The sequence below is a fragment of the Aquirufa sp. TARAVU-A1A genome, from assembly GCF_054558675.1.
On the sequence record NZ_JBPXKP010000002.1, the window covers coordinates 395,184 to 421,061 of the forward strand.

General features: G+C 41.8%; 23 protein-coding genes and 1 tRNA gene. 10 read left to right on the forward strand and 14 right to left on the reverse strand.

What is annotated here, in order from left to right; genetic code table 11:
* The first annotated feature begins 11 nt into the window (after positions 1-11).
* From nusB to V7S75_RS04395, 6 genes are read left to right on the forward strand one after another with little or no spacing between them, the layout of a single operon-like run.
* Positions 12-1,133, forward strand: coding sequence for a transcription antitermination factor NusB (gene nusB / locus V7S75_RS04370; protein WP_459511693.1), 1,122 nt, complete (start codon positions 12-14; stop codon positions 1,131-1,133).
* Positions 1,134-1,135: 2 nt separating this feature from the next.
* Positions 1,136-1,432: a YtxH domain-containing protein gene (locus V7S75_RS04375; RefSeq protein WP_377975090.1), complete on the forward strand. Its 297-nt coding sequence runs from the start codon at positions 1,136-1,138 to the stop codon at positions 1,430-1,432.
* A gap of 1 nt (position 1,433) precedes the next feature.
* Positions 1,434-1,880 carry a DUF1573 domain-containing protein gene (locus tag V7S75_RS04380; protein ID WP_459511696.1) on the forward strand — a complete coding sequence of 149 codons (447 nt, stop codon included), beginning with the start codon at positions 1,434-1,436 and terminating at the stop codon, positions 1,878-1,880.
* 4 nt (positions 1,881-1,884) lie between these two features.
* Positions 1,885-2,184 (forward strand): preprotein translocase subunit YajC, encoded by a 300-nt coding sequence (yajC, locus tag V7S75_RS04385; RefSeq protein ID WP_459494271.1) that lies wholly within the window; start codon positions 1,885-1,887, stop codon positions 2,182-2,184.
* A 1-nt stretch (position 2,185) separates the two neighbouring features.
* On the forward strand, positions 2,186-3,610 hold the full coding sequence (coaE, locus tag V7S75_RS04390; RefSeq protein WP_459511697.1) for a dephospho-CoA kinase: 1,425 nt from the start codon (positions 2,186-2,188) through the stop codon (positions 3,608-3,610).
* A 38-nt stretch (positions 3,611-3,648) separates the two neighbouring features.
* Entirely contained in the window at positions 3,649-5,427 is a 1,779-nt protein-coding gene (locus V7S75_RS04395) for a DNA polymerase III subunit gamma/tau (RefSeq protein WP_459511698.1), read from the forward strand.
* A 1-nt stretch (position 5,428) separates the two neighbouring features.
* On the opposite strand, the gene V7S75_RS04400 is transcribed toward V7S75_RS04395, so the two are convergent.
* From V7S75_RS04400 to V7S75_RS04450, 11 genes are all read right to left on the reverse strand, one after another.
* Entirely contained in the window at positions 5,429-6,685 is a 1,257-nt protein-coding gene (locus V7S75_RS04400; RefSeq protein WP_459511700.1) for a glutamate-5-semialdehyde dehydrogenase, read from the reverse strand.
* 25 nt (positions 6,686-6,710) lie between these two features.
* Entirely contained in the window at positions 6,711-8,366 is a 1,656-nt protein-coding gene (locus V7S75_RS04405) for a CotH kinase family protein (protein ID WP_459511701.1), read from the reverse strand.
* Complete coding sequence (locus V7S75_RS04410) at positions 8,356-11,388, reverse strand: BamA/TamA family outer membrane protein (RefSeq protein WP_459511702.1); 3,033 nt, start codon at positions 11,386-11,388, stop codon at positions 8,356-8,358. Before V7S75_RS04410 ends, V7S75_RS04405 begins: the two co-directional genes overlap by 11 nt.
* 35 nt (positions 11,389-11,423) lie before the next feature.
* Positions 11,424-12,410 (reverse strand): NAD(P)/FAD-dependent oxidoreductase, encoded by a 987-nt coding sequence (locus V7S75_RS04415; RefSeq protein WP_459511704.1) that lies wholly within the window; start codon positions 12,408-12,410, stop codon positions 11,424-11,426.
* Positions 12,397-13,083, reverse strand: coding sequence for a (d)CMP kinase (gene cmk, locus V7S75_RS04420; protein WP_459511705.1), 687 nt, complete (start codon positions 13,081-13,083; stop codon positions 12,397-12,399). Before cmk ends, V7S75_RS04415 begins: the two co-directional genes overlap by 14 nt.
* A complete protein-coding gene (locus V7S75_RS04425) occupies positions 13,076-13,798 on the reverse strand; it encodes an alpha/beta fold hydrolase (protein WP_459511707.1) in 723 nt (240 codons plus the stop codon). Before V7S75_RS04425 ends, cmk begins: the two co-directional genes overlap by 8 nt.
* A gap of 1 nt (position 13,799) precedes the next feature.
* A complete protein-coding gene (locus V7S75_RS04430; RefSeq protein WP_459511709.1) occupies positions 13,800-14,315 on the reverse strand; it encodes a hypothetical protein in 516 nt (171 codons plus the stop codon).
* Between the two features lies 1 nt (position 14,316).
* Complete coding sequence (gene clpX / locus V7S75_RS04435; protein ID WP_459511710.1) at positions 14,317-15,573, reverse strand: ATP-dependent Clp protease ATP-binding subunit ClpX; 1,257 nt, start codon at positions 15,571-15,573, stop codon at positions 14,317-14,319.
* 3 nt (positions 15,574-15,576) lie between these two features.
* Entirely contained in the window at positions 15,577-16,284 is a 708-nt protein-coding gene (locus V7S75_RS04440) for a ClpP family protease (protein ID WP_377975112.1), read from the reverse strand.
* Between the two features lie 132 nt (positions 16,285-16,416).
* A complete protein-coding gene (locus V7S75_RS04445) occupies positions 16,417-17,757 on the reverse strand; it encodes a trigger factor (RefSeq protein WP_459511711.1) in 1,341 nt (446 codons plus the stop codon).
* Between the two features lie 66 nt (positions 17,758-17,823).
* Positions 17,824-17,908: transfer RNA gene (locus V7S75_RS04450), tRNA-Leu, on the reverse strand.
* 222 nt (positions 17,909-18,130) lie between these two features.
* Here V7S75_RS04450 and V7S75_RS04455 point away from each other — a divergent pair.
* Positions 18,131-19,819, forward strand: a complete 1,689-nt coding sequence (locus V7S75_RS04455; RefSeq protein WP_459511713.1) for a sodium:solute symporter family protein — start codon at positions 18,131-18,133, stop codon at positions 19,817-19,819.
* On the opposite strand, the gene V7S75_RS04460 is transcribed toward V7S75_RS04455, so the two are convergent.
* Complete coding sequence (locus V7S75_RS04460; protein ID WP_459511714.1) at positions 19,791-20,366, reverse strand: peptidylprolyl isomerase; 576 nt, start codon at positions 20,364-20,366, stop codon at positions 19,791-19,793. The genes V7S75_RS04455 and V7S75_RS04460 overlap by 29 nt on opposite strands.
* Positions 20,367-20,468: 102 nt before the next feature.
* Positions 20,469-21,677: an MFS transporter gene (locus tag V7S75_RS04465; protein WP_459511716.1), complete on the reverse strand. Its 1,209-nt coding sequence runs from the start codon at positions 21,675-21,677 to the stop codon at positions 20,469-20,471.
* Between the two features lie 270 nt (positions 21,678-21,947).
* On the opposite strand from V7S75_RS04465, the gene V7S75_RS04470 reads away from it, so the two are divergent.
* From V7S75_RS04470 to V7S75_RS04480, 3 genes are read left to right on the forward strand one after another with little or no spacing between them, the layout of a single operon-like run.
* Positions 21,948-23,087, forward strand: a complete 1,140-nt coding sequence (locus V7S75_RS04470) for a Gfo/Idh/MocA family protein (protein WP_459511732.1) — start codon at positions 21,948-21,950, stop codon at positions 23,085-23,087.
* A gap of 6 nt (positions 23,088-23,093) precedes the next feature.
* Positions 23,094-24,239, forward strand: coding sequence for a Gfo/Idh/MocA family protein (locus V7S75_RS04475; RefSeq protein ID WP_459511718.1), 1,146 nt, complete (start codon positions 23,094-23,096; stop codon positions 24,237-24,239).
* A gap of 12 nt (positions 24,240-24,251) precedes the next feature.
* Positions 24,252-25,304 carry a sugar phosphate isomerase/epimerase family protein gene (locus V7S75_RS04480; protein WP_377975123.1) on the forward strand — a complete coding sequence of 351 codons (1,053 nt, stop codon included), beginning with the start codon at positions 24,252-24,254 and terminating at the stop codon, positions 25,302-25,304.
* A gap of 133 nt (positions 25,305-25,437) precedes the next feature.
* Here V7S75_RS04480 and V7S75_RS04485 read toward each other — a convergent pair whose 3' ends face one another.
* On the reverse strand, positions 25,438-25,863 hold the full coding sequence (locus V7S75_RS04485; protein ID WP_459511721.1) for a hypothetical protein: 426 nt from the start codon (positions 25,861-25,863) through the stop codon (positions 25,438-25,440).
* Between the last annotated feature and the right edge of the window lie 15 nt (positions 25,864-25,878).

Sequence of the window (25,878 nt, forward strand, 5' to 3'; positions counted from 1 at the left end):
CATTTCAACAAATGTATGCCTTTTGGACGCAGGAACGCGCGCAATACCAATTAGCCTTTGATGGCTTACAAGCGATTTTTCAACCAGATTTATCGTTGATGGTTGCCAAAGAAGAACAAACACCTCGTCTGGAGGGTTTGCGAAAACTAGCCGAAATTCAACTAACTGAATTTTTCCAAGGTGTACCCACTGAAGAAACGATTCCCGCAGAAGCACTCGAAGCGGCACAATCTGTATACCGTGTCTACCAAAATAACGTAGCTAAAATTGCCCGTGACATGCGCAAAAACATGGTCACGGAGGTCGAATCCATCTACAAACAATATTTAAAATTACTTTTCTATTTACAGAACCTCCCAGCGATCGGTCAATGGGATGAGCAAAGACGTTTATTGGAAAAGGCGATTAAGACATCACAAATTGCCAACAATAAAGTATTAGCGATTCTACCAAAATGGAAAGATTTGCAAGCAGCTTTTGCGGAAAACAACATCGGCTGGTCTGAAGATGAAGAAACATTGCTGAAAAAATTATTCCTTGAAGGAATTTTGCCAGACGAGAACTTTACTGCGTATTTACCTGAAGCAGGAAAAGAACTCCACAAGGATATCGAAATGGTCCAATATCTTTTGAAAAATTATCTGTTAAAACATCCGATTATGACAGCATATTTTGAGGAAAAAGATTTAAATTGGCATGTTAATAAGGATGTAATTAAAAGCCTAAGTACTAAAACTTTTAAAGTGGAGGCCTTAGAAGATTTAAGCTTACAAGCGCTTGCAATCCAATGGGATGAGGATAAATTATTCTTTGAAGAATTATTCGACTATTGCGTAGCAGAAGACAAATCCTTGACAACATGGGTGAATGACCAGACAAAAAACTGGGATTCGGAACGTTTGGCAACGTCTGATTTAATCATCTTAAAAATGGCAGTTGCCGAGATGATCAAGTTCCCAAGCATACCCGTCAAAGTGAGCATTAACGAATACATTGAAGTGGCGAAAAACTACTCAACTCCTAAATCTGGACCATTTATTAATGGTATTTTGGATGTCGTGTCAGTGAAGCTAATCGGTGAGAAAATTATACAAAAATCAGGTCGAGGATTAATCGACATAGCTAGTAAATAATTATGAGTAGATCATCAAAATCCTTTTGGGCATTTGTAGTAGGAGCTGCTACAGGAGCTGTGCTTGGTATTCTTTATGCACCGGACAAAGGGGAGAATACACGTAGCAAATTGTATTTCCAATTGAATAAATACCGTGAGCAATTAAAGCAATTGATCAATGACATCGTAGACGGAAAAGAAATCCCTGAAACAATGGCTAAATCAGAAGGCAAAAAAGTCGTGAATGATACGAAAATCAAAGCAGAGAAATTGCTAGAGGACGTAGAGAAAATGATGAGCCAAATCAAAGCAAAATAAGATGCTTCGTTTTTCGATTTGTTTAGGAGCCTTGGTTTTGTTGTTGGGATGTACCAACAAACAAAAAGAGTCATTGAGTGATGCTGAGAATGCTATCCCAATCGCTTTGCGTCCTTCGATTGAAAAACGCCCTCAAATGGTTTTTGACCAGCCTTTGGTTTATTTAGGTCGAATTACGGAAGGCGATAGCATTTCCTACACCTTCCACTTTCGCAATAAAGGAAACCTCCCTTTGCAGATTAGTTCTGTGAATTCCTCTTGTGGATGCACAACACCTAAATGGTCAAAGGATCTCGTACAACCTGGAAAAAAAGGTTTCATCAAGGTAACCTTTGATTCACACGGCAAGGAAGGGAAAGTTCAAAAAACAGTTACAGCTTATGCGAATACATTACCAGCCGACAACATGGTTGCGTTCAAAATAGAAGTTTTACCTCAAAAAAAATAGTCCTATGTTATTATTAGAAGCTAATCCACAAATCATGCAAATCGTACTTTTCGGCGGTATTTTTGTGGTATTTTATTTCTTCATGATTCGTCCCCAACAAAAAAAGGCGAAAGAAGCACAAAAATTTATCTCAGAATTAAAAACGGGTGATAAGGTCGTAACAATTGGTGGTGCGCACGGAAGTGTTGTTTCCATTCGTGAAAAAACGATTGTTGTAGAAGTAGATGCTAGCAAAGGAGTGCGCATGGTATTCGAAAAATCAGCTATCTCAAAAGACGCATCCTCTCGCTTAACCGAAGAATAAGATGAACGAACAAGGCCTGAAACCCTTTATTGGCATTACAGGCGGAATAGGATCCGGCAAATCAACGATTTGTCGGATTTTTTCTATCCTGGGAATTCCTGTTTTTGAAGCAGATGCACATGCGCGGAACATTTGCGACCATGACCCCGAAGTGAAAGCCGCCATTATCGAGGAATTCGGTCCAAGAGCCTATCTTCCAGACGGCAGCTATAATCGTCCCTGGATGAAAGGTCTCTTGCAAAAATACCCTGGAGATATCCAAAAACTCAATGCGATTATTCACCCCGCAGTACGCAAAGCAGCCGTACATTGGCTTGAAAATGCAGAAGATGCCCCGTTTTATTTATACGAGTCGGCATTAATTACCTCGCGAAATAAACCAGAACTGCTCAAACAACTCATTGCTGTGGCATGCCCACTAGATGAGCGAATTCAACATATTCAAAAAAGGAATAAATCATCTTACATGGAAATCATGCAGATGATTGACCTACAACCTCAACCAGAACAATACCTACGTGGCTCTGATTTCGTCATCCAAAATGGCAAAAAAGACCGCGTTTGGCCTCAAATCGAACATATTATGAAAACCTTGAGCTGTATCTTACTATTCATCTTACTAGGCTTTCAAAGCCAGGGACAAATCAAAGCCATGACTTTTAATATTCGCTTAGATACCGAGTCGGATGGTCAAGATCAATGGAAATACCGCGCGAAACATTGTGCAGAATTGATTCAATATCACCAAGCAGATATCATCGGAATGCAAGAGGCCTTTGTACACCAAATTAAAGACTTCGCAAAAGTGCTCCCTGGTTATGCCTGGTTTGGCAAAGGCCGTGATGACGGAAAAGAAGCTGGAGAGTTCTCTCCCCTATTTTACAACAAAGCCAAATTCAAACTCATACGCGAAAAGACGTTTTGGCTATCCGATTCCTGTGAAAAAGTAGGATTTGGTTGGGACGCCGCCTGCCGCCGCGTAGTTACTTGGGGTGAATTCAAAGAAATCAAATCGGGCAAGAAATTCTTTGTCTTTAATACGCATTTCGACCATTTAGGCAAGGTCGCTCGTAGAGAAAGTGCGAAACTAGTCCTCGCCAAAGTAGCCGAAATCGCTGGAAAATCGCCCGCCATCATCACAGGAGATTTTAATGCAACACCGGATGACGAACCGATTCAAATCATATTAGATAAGTCAAATCCAAATCGCCTTACGGACAGCGAAACCATTAGTACAGGAGGACATTATGGCCCTTACAGCTCATTCAATGGCTTTAAGCAGGAACAAGAAGGCAAACACATCGACTATATTTTCGTGAAAAATGGGGTCACATGTAGTCAACATGCGACGCATTCCGAGACATGGGCGGGACGATTCCCAACTGATCATTTTCCTGTCAGTGCAATCTTGCATTTACCCAACTAGCTTATTGGAATTTGCTCGCGTAAAAGTTAACTTGCAGTATGGAAAATTTCATTGTTTCAGCACGAAAATACCGACCTACCCAATTTGATTCGGTCGTAGGCCAAAGTCACATTACCACCACCTTAAAGAATGCGATTAAGTCAAACCATTTGGCACAAGCTTTCTTGTTCTGTGGCCCTCGTGGAGTAGGTAAAACGACTTGTGCGCGTATTTTAGCGAAAACAATTAATTGCGAAAACATCGGAACCGATGGTGAGGCTTGTGGCACATGCCCATCTTGCCAATCCTTCCAAGACAATACTTCCCTAACGATTCATGAACTTGATGCGGCGTCCAACAACTCGGTGGATGACATCCGTAACTTGATTGATCAAGTGCGCTATCCACCTCAACGTGGTCGTTATAAAATTTACATCATTGATGAGGTTCACATGCTTTCAGCTGCGGCATTCAATGCCTTTTTGAAAACTTTGGAAGAACCACCGTCCTATGCCATTTTCATTTTAGCTACGACGGAGAAGCATAAAATTTTGCCAACCATCCTTTCTCGTTGCCAGATATTCGATTTCAATCGGATTCAGTGGAAAGACATGGCCGATCATCTTGCTAACATCGCAGTAAAGGAAAATATTCAAGCAGAACCATCAGCTTTGGAATTGATTGCGATCAAGGCCGACGGCGGTTTGCGTGATGCACTTTCGATGTTCGATTTGAATGTCACCTTCTCTACTGACAATGCCTTACGTCATAAAGATGTGTTAGAGAACTTACACATCTTGGATAGTGATTATTATGTGAGCTTGACGAATCATTTGATCCAACAAAACCATGTAGAGACGCTCGTTTTATTGGACGAAATCATGCGAAAAGGTTTTGATGGCCAGCAATTCATCAGCGGTTTCATGGAACACCTTCGGAATTTACTTTTTGCCAAAGATCCACAGACCTTGGCATTGATGGAAATCTCCGACGAATCCCGCGCGAAGTTCAAGCAACAAGCCGAATTAACGAGTACATCTTTCTTGCTTTCTGCGATGAACATTTGTTCTACCTGCGAGAGCAATTATAAGTCGGCGAAAAACGCCCGACTCCACCTCGAACTCTGCTTGTTAAAAATCAATTATTTACCGTCTGTTTACCAACTCGCCACGGAGGGCAGTAGCGGAAAAAAGCCTGAGCCCCAAGCTAAAAGCGCTGGGGCCAAAACACAGCCAACACCTGTTACAGCAGCTCCAGCCATTGAAACAGTCACAGCAGCAGCCGTGATAGAAACGCCTGTTGTCACAAGCGAGCCTATAGCTCCACAGGTAAATGATGTACCAAAACCGGTTGCTCCCAGTCCCGCTGCTAGCCTAGGAGGCTTACGCTCCAGCAAGAGTGTGATCAAACCTAAAGCGCAGGAAAATGAGATTAAAGAGCAAGCTGTAGCGAACGATTTCAACAACCAAGACTTTGACCTTCCCAAATTCTTAGGCGTATGGAATGAGATCGCCCAAAAATACAAGGACGCGAATTTGATTAACAAATTTGTGATGATGGACCGACCGATCGAATTAGTCGGCACGGTTGCACACATTAAAGTTGAAAACGAAGTGCAGGTTCAACATTTCAATGAGCAATTGCGCATGGAGGTTTTGGGGACATTACGTGAACGCTTACAGAACTATGCCATTGACATCGTCTTGGATGTCACGGCTCAAACTGATGGAGACAAAAAACTGCTTTACACGCAGTCGGACAAATACGATTTCTTAGTCCAAAAACATCCTTTACTAGGAGAGCTAAAACAAAAATTAGGCTTAGACCACGAATTTTAGGCTAGCGAATTTGACCTGACCCCTGAATCACCCATTTCTCCGTCACCAATTTTTCCAACGCAAATGGACCACGGGCATGTAGCTTTTGGGTGGATATTCCAATTTCAGCACCTAAATCAAAAACGCCACCATCCGTAAATCGGGTCGATGCATTCCAATATACCGCAGCCGCGTCAACCGCCTGCAAGAATAATTGCGCTTCAGCAGCATCTTCAGTCACAATGGCTTCCGAATGACGCGAAGAGAATTGATCGATATGGTTCAATGCCTCGGCTAAGTCATCAACTACCTTCATCGAACAAGCAAAATCCAAGAATTCCCGACCAAAATCAGCCGATTCAGCGCGATGTAAATACGGATATTGAATGGCACTCAAGGCATCGAAAGCAGCCGATTCGGCAAAAATTTGAACCTTATATTGAATAAAATCGGCAGCAATCTTTTGAACGAAATCAGTTAATTGAGACCGATGCACGATGACGGTATCCAATGAATTACATACGGATGGCCGTGAAACTTTGGCATTTACTACGATCGGAACAGCCATTTCTAGGTTCGCGCTTTCCGCTACATAGGTATGACAAACACCGGCTCCTGTCTCAATCGTAGGAACTAATGATTCCCGACGAACCCGTTGGATCAAAGCATCCGAACCTCTTGGAATAATGACATCAATGTATTTTGTCGCCTGGAGCAATGTCGTCACATGTGCGCGATCCGTGGGCAAAAGACGCACGAGGTCTGTCGATAATTGTTGGGACGCTAAGGCTTGATGAATCAACCCCACCAAAACCTGATTCGTAAACCAAGCATCCGTTCCTCCGCGTAAAACAGCCGCATTTCCCGAACGAATACATAAGGCAGCGACATCAATCGTCACATTGGGACGAGATTCGTAAATTACCCCTACAACCCCTAATGGCACGGCAATCTTCTGCAGATGCAAGCCGTTTGAAAGCGTTTTATCGAGTAATACCTGACCAGATGGGTCTGGCAATGCCGCCACATCATGTAAACTCGCTGCCAATGCTTCGATACGAGCCTCTGTCAATAAAAGACGATCGCGCATCGGATTTTGAGAATCCATATTGGCCAAATCCTTGGCATTCTCAGAAATGATCGTATCCCGTTGTTCAATTAACAATTCAGCTAAACGATTTAAAACAGCAATTTTGGTATTGCTAGTCGCTGAGGCTAATTGGGTTGACGCTTTGCGCGTTGCAGCTAGTAAGGCTAATATATCAATGCTATGAGACATGAAACAAAATTAAATAAAGTAGAACTTAGTCCAAACTTTTAATGATTGGGAATCGGTAAAGTAGTTCATTATCCTTCAGGACTGTAATCACATAACGACCAGGTACTAGAGTCGAAATATCAAGCGGAATAATCAAGGGTCCTTTATTATGATGCCCCAATGGTCGGCTCAAAACAACGCTACCCAGCAAGTCGAATAATTCCAACCTAAGATTCGCATCTTCTTGCAGAGGAAACTCCAAATTAATCATTTGCCCAGCGGGATTGGGAAATGCTCGAATGACAGGCTCCTCCTGTTGGCCTAAAACAATCGTCGCATCCAACTTGGCTATCGCAGCATCAAGCCAAGTTATGCGTGCGGAAATCCAATTCTCCATCCAAAATAATTCCTCATTCGCATTATTCCCAACATAATAATTGGGCCAAACCTTTTTCCCATACAGCGGAAAACGGCCAAAATTACGTTGCATGGGATCTTTCAAAGCCACTGTAGTAGAATCCATAAATTTAAAAATCAATGGAGGATTCAAGGTGCTTTTCCGTAATGTATTCCAACGGCGCTTGACTGAATTCACAAAGACGGAATCTTTCATCAATTTACCCCACCAAAAAGGCGTTTGAAAGTAGTCGGGCGTCCCTTCAGTCAGCTCTAATTTATTATAAACCCAACCCTGAGGTAAATAACCATCATAATAATCCGCATTACCAAAAGACAAGTTATAATCCCAAGCCGGCCCCATGGTCAACTTCCCTCCTTTGGAATCTTTATCCTTATAAAAATAAGTACTCAATCGATAGCCATCTACGTTACGCGTCAGCTCATTCAATAAAAAATAATTCACAAAGGAAGGCATGTCCATCATCGAACGATAGCTTGTGGACGTTTTTAAGGGACTTTCTTCCTGCAAGCTTTTTTCAAAAGTATTGACGTAATTTTTAATGTAGGTGAATTGCTGCGTTGTTATATTCTCGGGCTTTGGATATTCAATTTGAAAAAATGTCTTTTCTGTTCCTTTTCCAGAGACATAGGCACTATTCCAACTGCGCGCGGTAGCACCACTCGTTTTATCGATTTTCACCAAATATCCTCCAGTCACCTCATCGCCTGCATTATCCGTAGGAGTTAAATCAGCAATATCCAAACGATTTCCCCCTTGCTTAATCTTCTCCATGAGGATATAAATGCCTTGATAAGCATCATTCAAAATCACTTCCACATAGCGTGTATTAGAATTTTTCAAGCCCATTTGACCTGCTAATTGCTGGGCTAAAACATCCCGCAAAAAAGTTCGATCATTGTATGAGGCGTTTAAAACCCAGTCTGATTCAGCTGAAAACTGGGCGATTGGCAATTTACTAGCAATCATGGCAAGCGAATCAGTCCAAATTTCAAATCCATAGGGCTTTTTTACCAATCCTGGTAGAAAATACCAGTCGCCTTGCGAAGAGCTTCCCCGAAATTCGATACCAGCCCAAAAACTAAAAGCAGGTTTATCAGTCAGCTGATTCAATTGGCCTTTTCCGCGATCAAACAAGGTGAATTTGGCTGGAATTTTGGGCTCATCGACAATCGTTGCCCCTTTGGTATTGATTTGTAAAATCGGCAGATTGGAAATAGATAAACTTTGTGCAAAGACTTGAGCTTGTACAAAAATGAAAAGAATAATCAGCCTAAAAGTCATGTCCTAAGGTTAAATAAGTGATAGGTGATTTTATTTCATCATTTTCTATACCATAGGCATAATCCAATTTGACAAAATAACCTACAACATTGGCTCGTGCACCTAAGCCATAACCAAATAAGAATGGGTTTCGAAAATCCGTGACGGTTGCTTGGAATGGATTTGTATTCCCTCCATAGGTGTTTGTATTAAATCCATTTGTCCGAGAAAAAGGAGTTGCGCCTGTCCATGCACTTCCCATATCAAAGAAGCCAAGCATCTGGAATGTATTTAAGAATTGTGACTTTGAATAACTAGGACCTAAAAGCGATTTCAACGGCATGCGCAATTCTACATTGACGAGCAAATGACTATTACCCGACAATTTATTCATTTTGAATCCACGCAAAGAGGTAGCAAAATCGCTCATAAAAACATCTCGCTGAGCAATGCCTGCCGTCCCTAAAGGATTCTCTTTATTCCGTACTTCGCGGTCTATAAACAACCAATTATCCATTCCGCCCAATAATGTTTGTGTGGCGGCATTTCCCACAGCCTGTGAACCTGAGATTCGCGTAGCTAAAAATAAACTATTGGAAATTTTAAGGTACTTGCGCGCATCTAAGGTAATTCGCGTAAACGAAGTTTGTTGAAACGACTTCTGAACCTCAATTCCAGTCAATAATCGAAATCCGGTCTGCAAATTCTCTGCAACATGAACTGTATTGTCAAATGTATAGGCCAACCGCCCACCCACATAGGATGATACATTTTCAGGGGTGCTTAAATTATATTGATCAATCGCCCGATTATTTGTAAACATGCCCGAAACACTTAGTTTACTCAACAAATTAAACGGATATACAGCCTTCAGCTCCACACGGTTGTAGCGGATTTTTTGCGCAAGCGATTCTGTTTCTTGGTCCAAAATCTTTCGGTCCACGCGCAATGTCCAATCAACCTTATTCGCCAAGTAATTGTACTCTCCCCACAGATCTACATTTTTAATATTAGCAGATACATAAGCTCCAACCTTAAACAAATGATTCTCCAATAAATCATTCATTTTCACATCCATACTGTAGCCTAAGCCGCGAATAGGATCAATCTTAAAACTACCCTCCGACCCATTAATGACCAAGGAATTTTGATAGTCCAACGGGCCAACTATTCGATTCGAATCCTTCCGCAGTCGCAAAGCTTGCTGCCGCTCAATCCTGGATTTCCGAACATCCGCTACCCGTCTATTTTCATCATTCACGATGTTTGTTGGCAAAACAGCCGCCGTATCTGGCAACATGGGGTACCATAAATAGCTCGGGATACTCACCAACGACTTCACATCATAAGTTTGAACTTGATCCGTCAATATCGATCGATTTTGAACCAACACCTGGTCTTTCCCCCAGCTAAACGCTGCCCAATCTCCGGATTTGATAATGGTTTGATATAATTTTTGATCACGACTATGGTAAGAAACTAGCTCATTTCCCGTGGAATTTTCATTAAGAAAGTAAATCAACGAATCCGCAATAGGTCGGACATTGTGAATAATCCCTTTATGCATAAATAATTCTTTGGCATTAGCAGGATCATCAGCACGCCAATGTTTCATCACAAGCATCCCCTTTTCTTTCAGGTAGGTACTGTCAGAAATTCGATCTGTCAAGTACACAAGATCACCGTCATTCCCCCACCAATGTGCTTCAGATTCCTGATTCGAATCTTGCGTGATGGCAGTCAGTCGGTTCCGACGAATATCGTAGATCCCAACATCAACTTGCCCAAGCTTTAATGAACGAACCAACATCCGTTGGGCATTCGAGTTCAATTCAAAATCTAAGAAACGAATATCCCCGAGATTTCGCTTGCTAGCAAGTTTTAGGTTCTGCTTATTCCATTGCAAAACATGAAGAAAGCTTTTCCCATCTTGATTGGCAACAATGTACAAATCTTGATTGGCGGCCCATTGGACTAATGGCATTACGCGTGTCTCTTTACGTAGTGGATCCTTCAAACCAGTATGGAATATTTCTTTCGTCACATTTCCTGTCAATGATTTTAACAAGAAACGGTATCTACCCGAATCTTCGAGTAAATACACAAACCAATTGCCATCAGGACTCAACTGAATATCACGCAGTTGTTCGCCTTGTGTTATATCGAAGGCTAATAATGTTTTTTTAGCATCATCTTGGACATTAACATCGTATTGCTTCGCCTCACTCACATAAAATTCAAACCATTCTTTTAAGAATTTCGCGATAGGTTTGCGCAGCGTACTTGAAATACTTGACTGTTCATTTCGAATAATGCGCGTCAGATTCACAATATTACCAATCTGATTTGCCCCGTAGGTTTTTGCAATATAAGACCAAATTGATTGCCCAATAAACTCAGCCTCTATGCCACGCGCCAAAACTGGCTTTCTAACCTTGTTCGCAACGACAACTTGGTACATGTACTGATTCATCTGTGCTGTTTCACCCGCAGCTAGATATGCAGCGAGACCCGAGGTGAACCATTCTGGAACGGATAACAAGAGTGAATTTTGCAAGGCATCTTTAATGCTTCCTCCAAACAAAATATCATGTAAATAAACTTGAGACAGCTGTTTTAGCACATTTAACTTATACTCCTGAAATTGATTTTGATAGGCAATTTCAATCCGAAATTTAGCGCGATTTTCCTCGGCAGCTTCCTGCGCGGTTGAGTAACTAATCCCACTATTGGACTGTGATAATTCATTTCCTGATGGGTAAACAAAGATTCGTGTCTTTTGATAAGGTGTATACGAAAGTAAATTCGTTATTCGCTGAAAATCAGCATCCAGAATTTGCAAGGTAGTTCGCGCTAACGCTTCATGCTTGCCAAAATAATAGACTTCAAAGTTTTGATTAGCTAAGTATTTCCAAGCAAATTTCTGATGTTGAATGCGCGTTTTATCCCAAGCGCGCTGGCTTGGATAAAAATCCTGAGCGTCCAATTGCTGAACAAATAGCAACGAACACAGGCCTAAAAAAAGCAAACGGAATAAGCGCATCCGGTATAATTTTACACGAAATCAAATTTAAGGATTTATACCGAAAATAAATGCGAATAGCGACGAATTGAAACTTCAGGTTCAAGTTCTTTCTCCCCCAAGATAGCTTGTACAAAGGAACGAGCAAAATAAGGACTTAAGGACACCCCTTTCGAACCAAATCCATTGAATATCCCTAGGTTTTCTGTAAGCATCCCTACAAAAGGACGACGATCCTGTGTAGCTGGCCTAATTCCTACATAGGTTTCCAATAGCTCATATTCAGAAACACCCATACTCGTTAATTTGGACATAAGCTCATCTCGGGAGGATGCCGTAGGAAATGGAGTAAATTCATCCCAACGGTAGGTTGCACCCACCTTGAACGCACCATCAGGTAAGGGAAGGATAAATCCATTTTTGTTTAAAATAGAATCACGAGTTGGTTCGTTGGAATGAAATCGAATTAATTCCCCTTTGGCTGGAAGGAATGGCAATTTATTCCAAATTGGATTTTGGGTGGCATGAAAACCTTCACAATAAATAACGGCTTCGAAATCATCAGCATCTTCTTCCTGAAATGTTCGTTCAGCAAAGATCCCTAAATTGGCAAAATAGCTTTTTGAAGATTCCAACAAACTAGCTGCATCAACCCATCCAGCTTGTTTTACCCAAACTCCTTCTTCCGTCCAATCCAAAAAATCATGGTTTATTTCCTGCTTTCGATCCATTAACCATTGCCTCATTTCTGCATTCGCAAAAGGACGAAACAAAAGCATTGGATAAAAAAAAGCCTTACCTAATGTAGCCTCTAATTGTTGATAAAAGGGAAATAGATAATCAAATAAGGCCTCAGCCATCCAGGTTTTTTCGAGTTTACGACCCGTCACAGGATTAAATATCCCGCCCGCGGCAAATGATGAGTTAAAATGTCTGGGCGAATCCCAAATCTCAAAAGGGATATTGGCCTGTAAGAAATGATGCGCGAGAACAGTTCCTGCGATTCCTTGTCCAACCAGTAAATAGGGTTTATTTGTTTTCACGTTTGACCCGTTCAACTTGTGCTAAGACAAAATCCACCTGCTCGTCCATGCTGCGGAAAGAGGTATCTAAATCAATTGCATCATCCGCACGCTTAAGTGGACCTTCTTCTCGATTGGAGTCAATCTCGTCTCGCATACGTAAATTTTCAATGATATCTTCTAAGGGCAAGTCCTCCCCTTTCTGCAACAATTCCAATTTTCTGCGTTGGGCACGGATATGCGGCTGCGCCGTCATAAAGATTTTCACTTCTGCGTCTGGGAAAACGACGGTTCCTACATCACGACCATCCATCACGATCCCCTTTTTCTTCCCCATCTGCTGCTGCTGAGCGACCATCGCCCTACGTACAATCGTAATAGCAGCAACTTGGCTAACCATTTCTGAAATATACATTTTGCGAATTTCAACCTCCACATTCTCCCCATTCAAAATGGTATCTGAGGCTTGTCGTTGTTGATTAAATTCAAACGTAATGTCTATATGTTTCAAGGCTTCTGCCACAGCTTCTTTGTTGGCCAAATCAACCTGATTCCGATGAAAATACAATGCTACAGCCCGATACATCGCGCCTGTATCCACAAATGCATAATGCAATTTGGCGGCTACGCGTTTGGCCGTTGTACTTTTTCCACAAGAAGAATAGCCATCAAGGGCCACGATAATCTTAGGCATGAATCTCGTTGATAAATTGATTAATCGCCGCATACGTTTCCTCAGGAGCTTCATAGCAACCTTGATGCGCAACGGCCGATAAAATTACGTATTTATGTTGGGCTTTCCCTTTCAAAACTTCTACAATCGAATCCGTGGGAATCAAGGGGTCTTTTTCGCCTAACACATATAACATCGGGATATTGGTAGACTGTACGAATCCGACCAAATCAGCTCGAACTTTCATGGCCAAAGTTGCAGCAACTAAACCTGCTTGGGAGATCGTAACATAACGATCAGCTAATTTTTCCATCAAATGCCGATGGGCGACCACAAATTCAGGGGCAAACAAATTCGTGACAAAAGAACGAATAAAGGTCTCAGAACCGTGTTCTTGTATGAAAGCTGCCGTTTTATCCCGTTGGGCTTGCTTTTCTCTTGAATCAGCAAGCGGAGTAGAATGCAACATCACAACACCTTGAATTCGTTCTGGAAATTGTTTGGCTATTTCTAAGGCAATGTAGCCACCCATGGAATGACCAATTAGAACGAAGGTCCCATTTTGTGGAAGGCTCTCTTCGATTTTTCGCGCATACACCGAGATACTTGAACAATCAGCCCAATCAGCGTAATTAGGAATATGTAAGGTCCCATCAGCAAACCGACCCGGAATAAAATCATCCCACATCTGAGCATCCTCGCCAAAACCATGTAAAAAAACCAGCGATGGCCTCATCCTAATAGGTAACCAAAAGTCCTACAATGGTGAAACATAAACCGATGAGCGCAGCGAGTCCACCAACAAAGCCTAAGCCGAAAACAGCTAAAACAACACCAATGGCCAATAAGGTCAATCCGATTTTCAATTGGGGGGCCCAGTTTTTGGGACCTTGCGGATTAGCCGTATACTTCTTGAAAGAAGCTTTCTGAACATAAGCCTTAACAGGAGCAGCATCCAATACGCGGTCTATATGTAATGCCGAAGATTCCTCTTGCGCTTTTGGAGCAACAGGTGCCGCTACCGCAGGCATAGACGCCTCGATGCTATTTTGTTGGACGTGATTGGGAGCAGGTTGATTTTTATTATTCGCTGGAGCAAGCTCATTCATCACACGTTGCTTTTCAACTTCGTTTACGGGTGCTTTTGCAGGCTCAGCAGATACAGCTGAAGGTGCGAAAGCAGCAACAGCTACCTTTTTCGCACAGGAACTAGCCAAAATCGCTAGAGTCAATAAAAATACGATCCTTTTCATGTTATGCAACAACTTTCATTTGGTGAAAAACAGTACGCTCAAACTTTGCTTTGGCATAATCTAAATCAATGGTAAAATCTTTGATTTCAGTCTGCGATGGAATTTCAAACATCGCATCTGTCATGATGGCCTCCATGATGGAACGCAATCCACGTGCACCTAATTTATATTGCATCGCTTGTTCCACAATATAACTTAACGCCTCAGGTGAAAAATGCAATGTGACACCTTCCATCGAGAACAATTTCTCATACTGTTTGACCAAGGCATTCTTAGGTTCTGTCAAAATCGACAACAAAGCCTTCGCATCCAATGGATTCAAGAAAGTAACTACCGGCAAACGACCCAATAATTCAGGAATTAAGCCAAAAGACTTCAAATCTTGCGCCGAAACATACTTCATAATCTGATCCTTCTCGAAGGAATCATGGAATGTATCATCGCCCGAGAAACCAATCGGACGTGCATTTAAACGCTTCGAAATATGGCGGTCAATGCCATCAAAAGCGCCTCCACAGATAAATAAAATATTCTCCGTGTTCACAGCGATCATTTTTTGATCCGGATGTTTCCGACCTCCCTGAGGTGGCACATTGACAATCGATCCTTCCAATAATTTCAACAAAGCTTGTTGGACACCTTCCCCCGACACATCACGTGTGATGGAAGGATTATCCGATTTACGCGCAATTTTATCAATCTCATCAATGAAGACAATCCCACATTCCGCTTTCTCTACATCGTAATTCGCCGCTTGAAGCAAACGCGTTAAAATGGTTTCCACATCCTCACCCACATAACCCGCCTCGGTAATTACCGTGGCATCTGCGATACAAAAAGGAACTTGTAATTTTTGCGCCAACGTTCGAGCTAAATAGGTTTTACCCGTGCCTGTTTCGCCAACCATCAAGATATTTGACTTTTCAATCTTCACATCATCCGCGGAAGCAGGCTGCATTAAACGCTTGTAATGATTATAAACAGCTACAGAAAGATGACGTTTCGCCTCTTCTTGTCCGATCACATACTCATCTAAATAGGCCTTCAAGTCTTTCGGTTTCACCAATTCAAATTGCTGCTTAGACGTTGAATCCCCCGATTTCACATCACCTTCGTGTATGATTTCATAGCCATTTTGAATACAAGATCCACAAATAGCTCCTTCAATACCAAAAAGCAATGGACCACCGTTTTGACTCTCGATAGCGGATTGACTTCGACCACAAAATGAACAACTAACTTTTTTATTACTCGCCATGAATTATACCGTACGGGTTAAAATCTCATCAATCAGACCATATTCTTTAGCCTCAGCCGCTTTCATCCAATAGTCACGATCCGAGTCACGCTCAATTTCTTCAAATGTTTTACCCGAATGTTTGGCTAAAATTTCATACAACTCCTGACGAATTTTAACGATTTCACGAGCTGTAATTTCAATGTCACGTGATTGACCTTGTGCGCCACCTGAAGGTTGGTGAATCATCACACGCGCATGCTCAAGCGCAGAACGCTTTCCTGCTGCACCACCTGCTAATAAAACAGCGCCCATCGAAGCAGCTAATGATGTACAAACAGTCGCTACTTCCGGACGGATGTAATTCATCGTATCATAAATCCCCAAACCAGCATAAACCGATCCCCCTGGGCTATTGATATACATGACAATGTCTTTTTTGGCATCCGTAGATTCCATAAATAACAATTGAGCCACGATAATATTGGCCATGTAATCATCCACAGGAACTCCCATGAAAATGATTCGATCCATGATCAAACGTGAGAATACATCGATTTGAGCGAAACGCATCGGGCGCTCCTCAATGATGTATTGTGTCATGTCTTCAATTTGATGCATCGGACGATCGCCGATGTGGTTCATATATTGATCTACAGCTAAACCGTTTAATCCACGGTGATGTACTGCATATTTACGAAACTCTTCTCCTGATAATTCTTTTGGATACATAGGATTCAATGTTTAAAAATCAAATTTAAAATATTTTGGCATTAAATACGCAAAACACAAATGTACGAACCTTAGTTCACAGAAAACCCCGCAAGGAGCGGGGTTTTCAAAAATATTGTGACAAATCGAAAATTAAAGCGCCGCTGCGATTTCTTTAAATTTCTCAACATCAATTTTAGTCGTTTTGTTTGGAATATTTTCCACAATCGCATTTGATACTTTGTCCGAGAATGCTTGATTGTACAAGTTCATAAAGTTATCTCCCTTCGACTTGTCGCTCAAATAACCCATCGCGATTTTCTCAATCATCTCTTCGATACCCGGTTGGTCAGATGATAAATAACCGCCAAACTGCTGACGTACCATATCTTTCGCCTTCTCAACGACCTCTGGGTAATCAACTTTCACTTCGAATTTCTCAGCGATTTCATTTTTGATTAAGTTCCAACGGATATCACGCTTCACATTATCAAAATCTTGATCAATTTGCTCCGGTGTAAATTTACCTTCGTTGATACGGATTAACCAAGTACGTAAGAATTCTTCTGGCAAATCAATTTTCACTGATTCTAAAATAGCTTTCTCTGCATCGATGCGTAATAAGTATTTCGCTTCGCGCGCATAATTTTCACCTACAATGGTTTCAACCTCTGCACGGAATGATTTCTCATCAGTCGCTTTTCCTGGTCCTAAAACCTTATCAAAAAACCCTACGTTTAATTCCGATGGCACTTGACGAGTAATATCTTCTACTACGTAAGAAACTTCACCTTTCAATTCAGCAACTTCTTCTTCTTTCTTTCCTGTCGCTAATGCCAAAGCTTTCGCATCAACAAATACTTTATCGATCGCAAATTTCAAGGTGTCGCCTTTCTTTGCGCCGATGAAAACTTTCTTTGATTTATCTTGAATCGCGTGCATTGGGATAGCCGATTTCTCAACCCAGTCACCTTGCGTAAACGTTCCAAAAACCAAGTCTCGGTCTTCTACCGACTCAGGATGCGTTTGCTCACCAAATTGCTTCTTCAAGTTTTCAATCGTCTCATCGATTTCTTTCTTGTCGGCCTTAATTTCATACGATTGAATCGCTTTCATCTTAGCTAAATCCACAGTGAAATCTCCGTGAAAACCTAAATCATAATGAAAGGTAAATTCTGTATCTTTTTCCCAGTCGATTGCATCTGCCTCTTCTACAGCTGGCAAGGGCTCACCTACTAAGTTCAACTTGTTTTCTTTGATGTAATCACTAACCGCATGGCCTAATTCGTGATTAATTTCATCCACTAAGGCTGATTGACCGTACAATTTCTTAATTAATGTTGCAGGAACCATACCTGGACGAAAACCCTTGATTGACGCCTTTTTGCGGTAGTCTTTCAATTTAGCCTCTACTTTTTCTTTGTAATCGGCCTCCGTTACAACAACAGTCAAACGACCTTGTAAATCACTTGCTTTATTGAGTGAAATGTTCATATAGAATTGTTTATTTAATCAATTAAAAAAAGCCCTCAAAAACCTATCGGTGTTGAGGGCTTGCCTTGGTACGGGTGGAGGGACTCGAACCCCCATGCCTCGCGGCGCCAGATCCTAAGTCTGGTATGTCTACCAATTCCACCACACCCGCGTAATTTGGACTGCAAAGGTAAGAAGCAAAATGTATTATTCCAATAGGCTTTCCAAAATAATCAAGGATTTATATGTAATTTCAAAGCGCTAAACCTAAGTCATGGAAACAGAATCGAAACAAGAGGTCCCCAATTGGTCAATTTGGTACATTTCGCTAGGCATTTTCTTGCTTGGCTTAATCGCATTCTTTTTAATTTTCAGCGCTATCTATCAATAAATCATGAATATAGCTGACTGGATTGTCATGTTAGGTACTATTGGCGGGATTGTCATGTATGGCATTTACCGCGGAAAGCAATCCAAACACTCCTTGCAAGGATTTCTACTGGCCGACCGCGAATTGCCTTGGTATCATGTATTGCTTTCTGTCATGGCGACTCAAGCGTCTGCAATTACGTTTTTATCAGCACCAGGCCAAGCCTACACGGATGGCATGCGCTTTGTGCAATTCTATTTGGGATTACCCATCGCGATGATTATTCTTTCTGTCACGTTTATACCTAATTACTACCGACTGAAAGTTTACACGGCGTACCAATTTCTCGAACAACGTTTTGATTCGAAAACCCGTATACTAACAAGTTTATTGTTCTTGATTCCGCGTGCATTATCGACAGGAGTAACCATTGCTGCCCCATCCATTATATTGTCCACTTTATTAGGTTGGAATTTATCCTGGACCAATGCGCTTACGGCAACGCTCGTAACTACTTATTGTATGTTGGGAGGTTCCAAAGCCATTTCATACACCCAAATGCTACAAATGTCGGTGGTACTTGCCGGCATGTTCCTCGCCGCAGTCCTTATCATTCACCAATTACCTGAGGAAATTGGCGTGCATGAATCCCTACTTATTGCAGGGAAAATGGGTAAGATCAACTTGATCGACTGGAAATTCGACATCAATAACCGGTATAATATTTGGTCGGGGATCATCGGTGGATTCTTTCTGCAACTTTCTTATTTTGGTACAGACCAAAGTCAAGTGGGTCGCTATCTTTCTGGCCAATCTGCCACCGCGAGCAAGAAAGGCCTATTATTGAATGGTTTGCTAAAAATCCCGATGCAATTCTTAATTCTGTTGGTGGGCATTTTTGTTTACATCTTTTATCAGTTTCAAGAAGCTCCGATATTTTTTAATAAGAATTCGGAGCGATTATGGAGCCAACAAGCGAATTACAAGCAAGTTAATACCGAACACCACCAGGTATTTGAGGCAAAAAAACAGCAGGAAATTGAATTGGTGCGGGCGATAAAATCGAATGATGATGTAAAGACTCACCAACTGCAAACATCCATACAAGATTTGCAAGGAAAGCAAAAGGAATTGAGAAGTCAGGCGGTGACGGAGATCAAAAAGTCGCATACTGAATTCGAGGAACAGGATACGAATTATGTCTTTTTACGATTTATCACGGACCATCTTCCTGTAGGAATTGTCGGCTTTTTAATCGCTATGATTTTGTTGGCCTCCATGGGATCTATGGCCTCGGCTTTTGGTTCGCTGACGTCCACGAGTATGGTGGACATTTACCAGCGCTTTATGCATACGGATGGCTCAAACCAGCATTATTGGTGGGTTTCTAAATTGATTACTATGGGCTGGGGAATTCTGTGTCTGATTGTAGCTCAATTTGCTGTCAATATGGGAAGCTTAATTGAGGTAGTGAATATCTTGGGATCCTGGTTTTACGGGACGATTTTGGGGGTATTTTTATGTGCCTTTTATTTGCCTAGGACGTCGGGGAATCAGGTATTTTGGGCAGCATTGGTTGCAGAAGCCCTTGTAATTTATGCCTGGTACATTGATTTGATGGCCTTTTTGTGGCTGAATGTATTGGGATGTTTATTGGTCATGGCATTCGCCGGCATTGCGAGCCTTATTCGTCCTTCAACAAAGACAGCGTAAACTTGACAGGAATAACCGGTTTTTCATCAAAAGAGCGTTGTTTTTGTATCGAATCGATGACAGCTAAGCCTTTCGTAATCTTGCCAAAAACCACATATTGCTTATAAAATCGGGCTGCTTGTTCCGTATTGGTGACAATGAAAAATTCCGTAGGAGAAGACGCTTTTTCCGGGTTACCTTCATCGTATCGCGCCATGGCAATCGTCCCGCGTTCAGGTGTCAGATGATCAGGATATTCCGCCGGAACTAAATAGGCCAAACGATCCGCAAACTCTCCCCCACCCTGCATGCCGATTTCATAGACATTCCGATAAAAATAGCGGTCGGTGAAATAACCCATCTTCACCAAGCGGACAAAATTAATGCGATGTAAAGGGGTTTCTTTGGCGAGGGTGATTTCAAAATTCCCAAGTCGGGTTTCGCCTAAAATCTTGGTTTCGGGATATTCCTTTTCTTGAGCGCGTAAGGCTTTTTCCACTTGAGATGGATCAACGTTGTAATTGGGTTTACAGGCAATCAAGAACAAACAAAAAAACAAATACCGCATAACTAAGCTTTGGCAAACCTTGGAGGATTGCCAAAGCTATAGGGAATTTGGGACAAAAAAAAGGGAGTCGAAGCTCCCTTTTTAAAATTATCAAGGAATTGATTAAGCATGCTTTGCTTTCTTTCCGAAGAAATACAAACCAGCAAATGCTACGATCAAAATCGATGGAAACAACACCATTTGTGCCATTGTCGCTTGACCAGCAGCTAATGCAACCGCATCACCAGTTAAGGTTTTTGACGCTTCAGCTGTATTGGAATCTAACCACTTACCGATGATCGGTTGGAAGATTGACGTTGCAAACATTCCCATACCACCCATGATCGAAAGACCAAAAGCACCTGTTAACGGAATATTTTCAGCTACATACCCAATCATTGTTGGCCAGAAATAACATACACCTAAGGCAAAAATAATTGCCGAGATATACACCATATTTCCCGTTGCAGAGCTCATCAAATAAACACCGATCGCAGTTAAAATAGCTGAAACTAAAAGTACGCCACCTGCATCTAATTTATGTACGATTGGACCAGCGAAATAACGACCCACGGCCATTAATCCCGTAACAATCGCTAAAATAATCATTGGACTTGCACCTGCTTGGCCCATGATAGGTCCAATCCATTGCTCTGGACCGAATTCAGAAATTGCAGTCAAGGCCATGCAAGCCAACATAAATAAATACAAAGGAGAAAGCATTGCTTTGAAGTTTTCACCTGTCGAAGCACCACCTTCCACTTTTGCTGCAGGGAACGCTTGACCGAAAAATAAATACGCATAGATAACCGCAGGAACCAAAATAGCTGCGATTTGCAATTGCCAGCCCATGTTAGCACCTGTCATATATTGTGATAAAAGTGTTGCAATTACGATACCACCTGGAAACCACATGTGGAAACGGTTCAACATTTTTGTCTTCTCTTTACCTTCAAACATATCCGAAATCATCGGATTACAAGCTGCTTCCACGGTTCCATTACCAAAACCAACAAAGAATGTTGATAATAATAAAGACCAGAAACCACCAGCAAAAATAGTCATCACTAAACCGATAACATGTGTAAAGAATGCAACCCAAATAATTTTCTTAGGTCCTAAGACATTGTACAAAGGCCCTCCAATGATCATGGCGATAGGGAAACCTAAAAACGCCATTTGGTTCACGTAGCCTAATTGTTCGTTGTCCAATTGAAAGTCTACACCCAATTGAGTTAAAACCCCAGCGCGGATTCCAAAAGCCATGGAAGTCGTGATGAGTGCAAAACAGGACGCCAAAAATAAACGATTGGCATTAACAGTTTGATTCATAATAGATTAGTTTTAGTTAAATGTTTAGAGAATTAGTAATCTTAAAAAAATTAAATTCAACATTGGAAAAATCGTACCAAAAAAACGAAAAGATTTTTGAATTCCACCGACAAACCCGATTTATTTTGAAAATTTTTCAAAAATCTGAGCCCTTTAAAGGGTAATTTAATCAAATTAAGCCCTATTTTTGTAACAATCTAAATCTATCAATATATGATCCAAGGTGGAACGTCCACAACCGCAGCGAGTCGGCGAGGAAGAAAATTAAAAATGGGCATGATCGGTGGTAGCACCGAAGCCTTTATCGGAGCCGTTCACCGCAGAGGTGCTCAATTAGACGGCGAAATTGAATTAGTTTGTGGGGCATTCAGCTCCAATCCCGAAAAATCCAAAGCAACAGGCGAAGCCTTATATCTTCCTGAAAACCGCGTTTATGGTTCTTATGAAGAGATGATACTCAAGGAAAAAGAATTACCCGAAGGCGAACGCATGGATTTTGTTTCGATCGTTACGCCTAATCACGTGCATTTCCCGGCTGCTAAAATGGCTCTGGAAAATGGATTTCATGTCGTTTGCGATAAGCCAGCGACATTGAATTTAGCTGAGGCAAAAGAATTGAAAAAGATTATCGAAAAATCAGGAATGATTTTCGCATTGACACATAATTATACGGCATATCCGATGGTTAAAGAGGCGAAACACCTCGTAAATTCGGGTCAATTAGGCGAAATACGCAAGATTATTGTGGAGTATCCGCAAGGTTGGCTAATCGACTTGGTGGAAGCTACCGGCCAAAAACAAGCTGCATGGCGTACCGACCCTGAGCGTTGTGGAGCTGCTGGAGCGATTGGAGATATCGGAACCCATTGCGAGAATTTAATTGAATACATCACGGGATTGCACATCACTGAACTTTGTGCGGATTTGACGATTTTCGTTGAAGGCCGCTTATTGGATGATGATGGCAATATCTTGTTACATTATAATAATGGTGCGAAAGGTGTTCTACATTGCTCACAAATCTGCAATGGCGAAGAAAATGACTTCAATTTCCGTATCTATGGAAGCAAAGCAGGCATTACTTGGCATCAAATGGAGCCCAATACCTTAACATTCCGCACACGCGATGAAGGTGCCAGAACGATTCGTACGGCTGTTGGGAATTTATCAGCGGCAACGAACGCACACTCTCGCCAACCGGCTGGACACCCAGAAGGCTATGTGGAGACATTCGCGAATATTTACCGCAACTTCGCTTTTGCGGTACGCGCACGATGGGCAGGCAAGCCGCAAGATCCCATGTATGATTTCCCAGGCATCGACGAGGGAATTATGGGGATGGCATTCATTGAGAACGTGGTTCGTTCAGCCAAAGACAACCAAAATAAATGGACAAAATTCGAAATTTAATAGATCATGACTAAAATTAAAGTAGGTATCGTAGGTACCGGATTTATCGGACCCGCACACATCGAAGCGCTTCGTCGCTTACCTAACATCGACGTTGCTGCATTGTGTGAAGTAAACATTGAGTTGGCAGAAGCCAAAGCAAAACAATTGGGCATCGGCCGTTGGTACACTTTCGAAGACTTATTAAAACAAGAAGACATTCAATGTGTGCACATTTGTACACCAAACTTCTTGCACTACTCGCAATCTAAAGCCGCTTTATTAGCTGGCAAGCACGTGGTTTGTGAGAAACCTTTGGCTAAAGATTTACATGAGGCTGAAGAATTAGTTGAATTAGCAGCGAAAACAGGTTTAGTGAATGCGGTTCACTTCAACTTGCGTTATTATCCTTTGGTACGTCAAATGAAAACCATGCGCGAGAAAGGCGATTTGGGTGAAATTTATTCAATCATGGGTAGCTATTTGCAAGATTGGTTGTTCTACAACACGGATTACAACTGGCGTTTAGAACCCGATAAATCAGGAGATTCTCGTGCGATTGCCGATATCGGATCTCACTTATTGGATGTCATTGAATACATCACAGGGTTGAAAACGGTGGAAGTAATGGCAGATTTCAACACCGTTCATAAGGTTCGTAAAAAGCCTTTGAAGCCAGTAGAAACCTATTCAGGCAAAATGTTGCAACCGGAAGATTATGCGGATGTACATATTAACACGGAAGATCATGCGAACGTATTATTGCGTTTCGACAATGGAAACCGCGGTTGTGTAACGGTCTCGCAGGTTTCAGCGGGCCGTAAAAACCAATTGAAATTAGAGATTTCGGGCTCGAACAAAACGTTTGCTTTCAACTCGGAGGCGCCAAATGAAATTTGGATTGGTAACCGTGATCAAGCGAACCAAGTCTTGATGCGTGATCCATCTTTGGCATATCCTGAAGCATCTGCCTTAATGACATTCCCAGGAGGTCACAACGAAGGATTCTCAGATACATCGAAGCAATTATTCAAGGAAGTTTACGCGGCAGTTGAGGCAGGTAAGCAACCAGAAAATCCTAAGTTCCCTACTTTTGCCGACGGATACCGCGAGTTATTGATTTGCGAGCGCATCTTGGATTCGACACGTGCACAAAAGTGGGTTAAAATCTAAACCATTAACAATATGAATACGATCAAAGGGCCAGCGATATTTTTGGCACAATTTATGGGAGATGAAGCTCCTTTTAATTCGTTAGATAGCATCACAACTTGGGTGGCATCTTTGGGATACAAAGGCGTGCAAATTCCATCATGGGATTCACGTTGCATCGATTTGCAAAAAGCGGCAGAATCTAAGACCTATTGCGATGAAATCGTGGGAATGCTAGCTGCCAAAGGCTTACAAATCACGGAATTATCCACGCACTTACAAGGACAATTAGTCGCTGTTAATCCAGCATACGATTTAGGTTTCGACGGTTTTGCACCGGATTCCGTCAAAGGAAATCCAAAGGCGCGTACGGAATGGGCGGTCCAACAATTGAAATATGCAGCTAAGGCTTCTCAAAACTTGGGATTAAATGCACATGCGACATTCTCGGGAGCTTTGATGTGGCACACAGTTTATCCATGGCCTCAACGTCCTGCCGGATTAGTAGAGCAAGGATTTAAAGAATTAGGTCGGCGGTGGTTACCGATTTTGAATACATTCGACGAGTGTGGCGTAGATTTATGTTATGAGATTCACCCAGGTGAAGACTTGCATGATGGCGTTACGTTTGAGATGTTTTTGGATGAGGTGAAAGGCCATAAGCGTGCCAACTTATTATATGATCCATCACATTTTGTGTTACAAGCTTTGGACTATAAGCAATATATTGATTTTTACCACGAGCGTATCAAAATGTTCCACGTTAAAGATGCGGAATTTAACCCAACGGGTAAGCAAGGCGTTTATGGTGGTTACCAATCTTGGATCAACCGAGCGGGACGTTTCCGTTCTTTAGGAGATGGCCAAGTGGATTTCAAGAGCATCTTCTCGAAATTAACGCAATACGGCTATGACGGTTGGGCTGTGTTAGAATGGGAATGCTGCATCAAGGATCCGGTTCAAGGAGCGACAGAAGGAGCACCATTTATCGCGAGCCATATCATCAAGGCAACAGAAAAAGTGTTTGATGATTTTGCAGGAACTGGCGCTGACGAAGAGCTGAATAAGAAGATTCTAGGCCTATAGTCTAAAATCGAATTATTCGATATTTAAATAAAAACCCCTTATTCGAACGGATAAGGGGTTTTTTGATACCTTAAAATAGAAAAAAGCGTAACGCTGCCGGGGTTTTTAACCCCGGCAGCGTTTACCCCCACCCTTAATTTTCCGAAAAAACATAAATAAACCAAGCCGCTGAACACAATACCACATTCTTGATAATGTACTGTCCCGTCAGCGTCAAGGCAAAAAAGGACTGCCACGTTTCATTGGGAAGAAACAAAACTGGCAAAAAAGTAGTAAATAAATGCACCATCATGATCCAAAATGCCCATTTGCTAATGCGTGGAAATAACCACAACAAGCCAATAGCACTTTCAGCAAGTCCTAGCAAAAACAAGAATTGCTGGATACTCATATAGGGTGATAAAGTAATATCAAACAGCTTTGTCACCAGACCCTCTGCCGGGGACATTCCGAAAATCTTCAAAGACCCAAACCAAACATAAACAATCGCAATCATCGCGCGATTCATCCATGCCGCTGCAACAAGTGCATGAAATCTATTTTTACTTATCGTTACCATAACTTTTATGTTTTA

Bases quoted from the DNA above. Each gene is read 5' to 3' on its own strand.
- nusB (WP_459511693.1), top strand. From the start codon at position 12: ATGTATGCCTTTTGGACGCAGGAACGCGCGCAATACCAATTAGCCTTT.
- V7S75_RS04375 (WP_377975090.1), top strand. From the start codon at position 1,136: ATGAGTAGATCATCAAAATCCTTTTGGGCATTTGTAGTAGGAGCTGCT.
- V7S75_RS04380 (WP_459511696.1), top strand. From the start codon at position 1,434: ATGCTTCGTTTTTCGATTTGTTTAGGAGCCTTGGTTTTGTTGTTGGGA.
- yajC (WP_459494271.1), top strand. From the start codon at position 1,885: ATGTTATTATTAGAAGCTAATCCACAAATCATGCAAATCGTACTTTTC.
- coaE (WP_459511697.1), top strand. From the start codon at position 2,186: ATGAACGAACAAGGCCTGAAACCCTTTATTGGCATTACAGGCGGAATA.
- V7S75_RS04395 (WP_459511698.1), top strand. From the start codon at position 3,649: ATGGAAAATTTCATTGTTTCAGCACGAAAATACCGACCTACCCAATTT.
- V7S75_RS04400 (WP_459511700.1), bottom strand. From the start codon at position 6,685: ATGTCTCATAGCATTGATATATTAGCCTTACTAGCTGCAACGCGCAAA.
- V7S75_RS04405 (WP_459511701.1), bottom strand. From the start codon at position 8,366: ATGACTTTTAGGCTGATTATTCTTTTCATTTTTGTACAAGCTCAAGTC.
- V7S75_RS04410 (WP_459511702.1), bottom strand. From the start codon at position 11,388: ATGCGCTTATTCCGTTTGCTTTTTTTAGGCCTGTGTTCGTTGCTATTT.
- cmk (WP_459511705.1), bottom strand. From the start codon at position 13,083: ATGCCTAAGATTATCGTGGCCCTTGATGGCTATTCTTCTTGTGGAAAA.
- V7S75_RS04425 (WP_459511707.1), bottom strand. From the start codon at position 13,798: ATGAGGCCATCGCTGGTTTTTTTACATGGTTTTGGCGAGGATGCTCAG.
- V7S75_RS04430 (WP_459511709.1), bottom strand. From the start codon at position 14,315: ATGAAAAGGATCGTATTTTTATTGACTCTAGCGATTTTGGCTAGTTCC.
- clpX (WP_459511710.1), bottom strand. From the start codon at position 15,573: ATGGCGAGTAATAAAAAAGTTAGTTGTTCATTTTGTGGTCGAAGTCAA.
- V7S75_RS04440 (WP_377975112.1), bottom strand. From the start codon at position 16,284: ATGTATCCAAAAGAATTATCAGGAGAAGAGTTTCGTAAATATGCAGTA.
- V7S75_RS04445 (WP_459511711.1), bottom strand. From the start codon at position 17,757: ATGAACATTTCACTCAATAAAGCAAGTGATTTACAAGGTCGTTTGACT.
- V7S75_RS04455 (WP_459511713.1), top strand. From the start codon at position 18,131: ATGAATATAGCTGACTGGATTGTCATGTTAGGTACTATTGGCGGGATT.
- V7S75_RS04460 (WP_459511714.1), bottom strand. From the start codon at position 20,366: ATGCGGTATTTGTTTTTTTGTTTGTTCTTGATTGCCTGTAAACCCAAT.
- V7S75_RS04465 (WP_459511716.1), bottom strand. From the start codon at position 21,677: ATGAATCAAACTGTTAATGCCAATCGTTTATTTTTGGCGTCCTGTTTT.
- V7S75_RS04470 (WP_459511732.1), top strand. From the start codon at position 21,948: ATGGGCATGATCGGTGGTAGCACCGAAGCCTTTATCGGAGCCGTTCAC.
- V7S75_RS04475 (WP_459511718.1), top strand. From the start codon at position 23,094: ATGACTAAAATTAAAGTAGGTATCGTAGGTACCGGATTTATCGGACCC.
- V7S75_RS04480 (WP_377975123.1), top strand. From the start codon at position 24,252: ATGAATACGATCAAAGGGCCAGCGATATTTTTGGCACAATTTATGGGA.
- V7S75_RS04485 (WP_459511721.1), bottom strand. From the start codon at position 25,863: ATGGTAACGATAAGTAAAAATAGATTTCATGCACTTGTTGCAGCGGCA.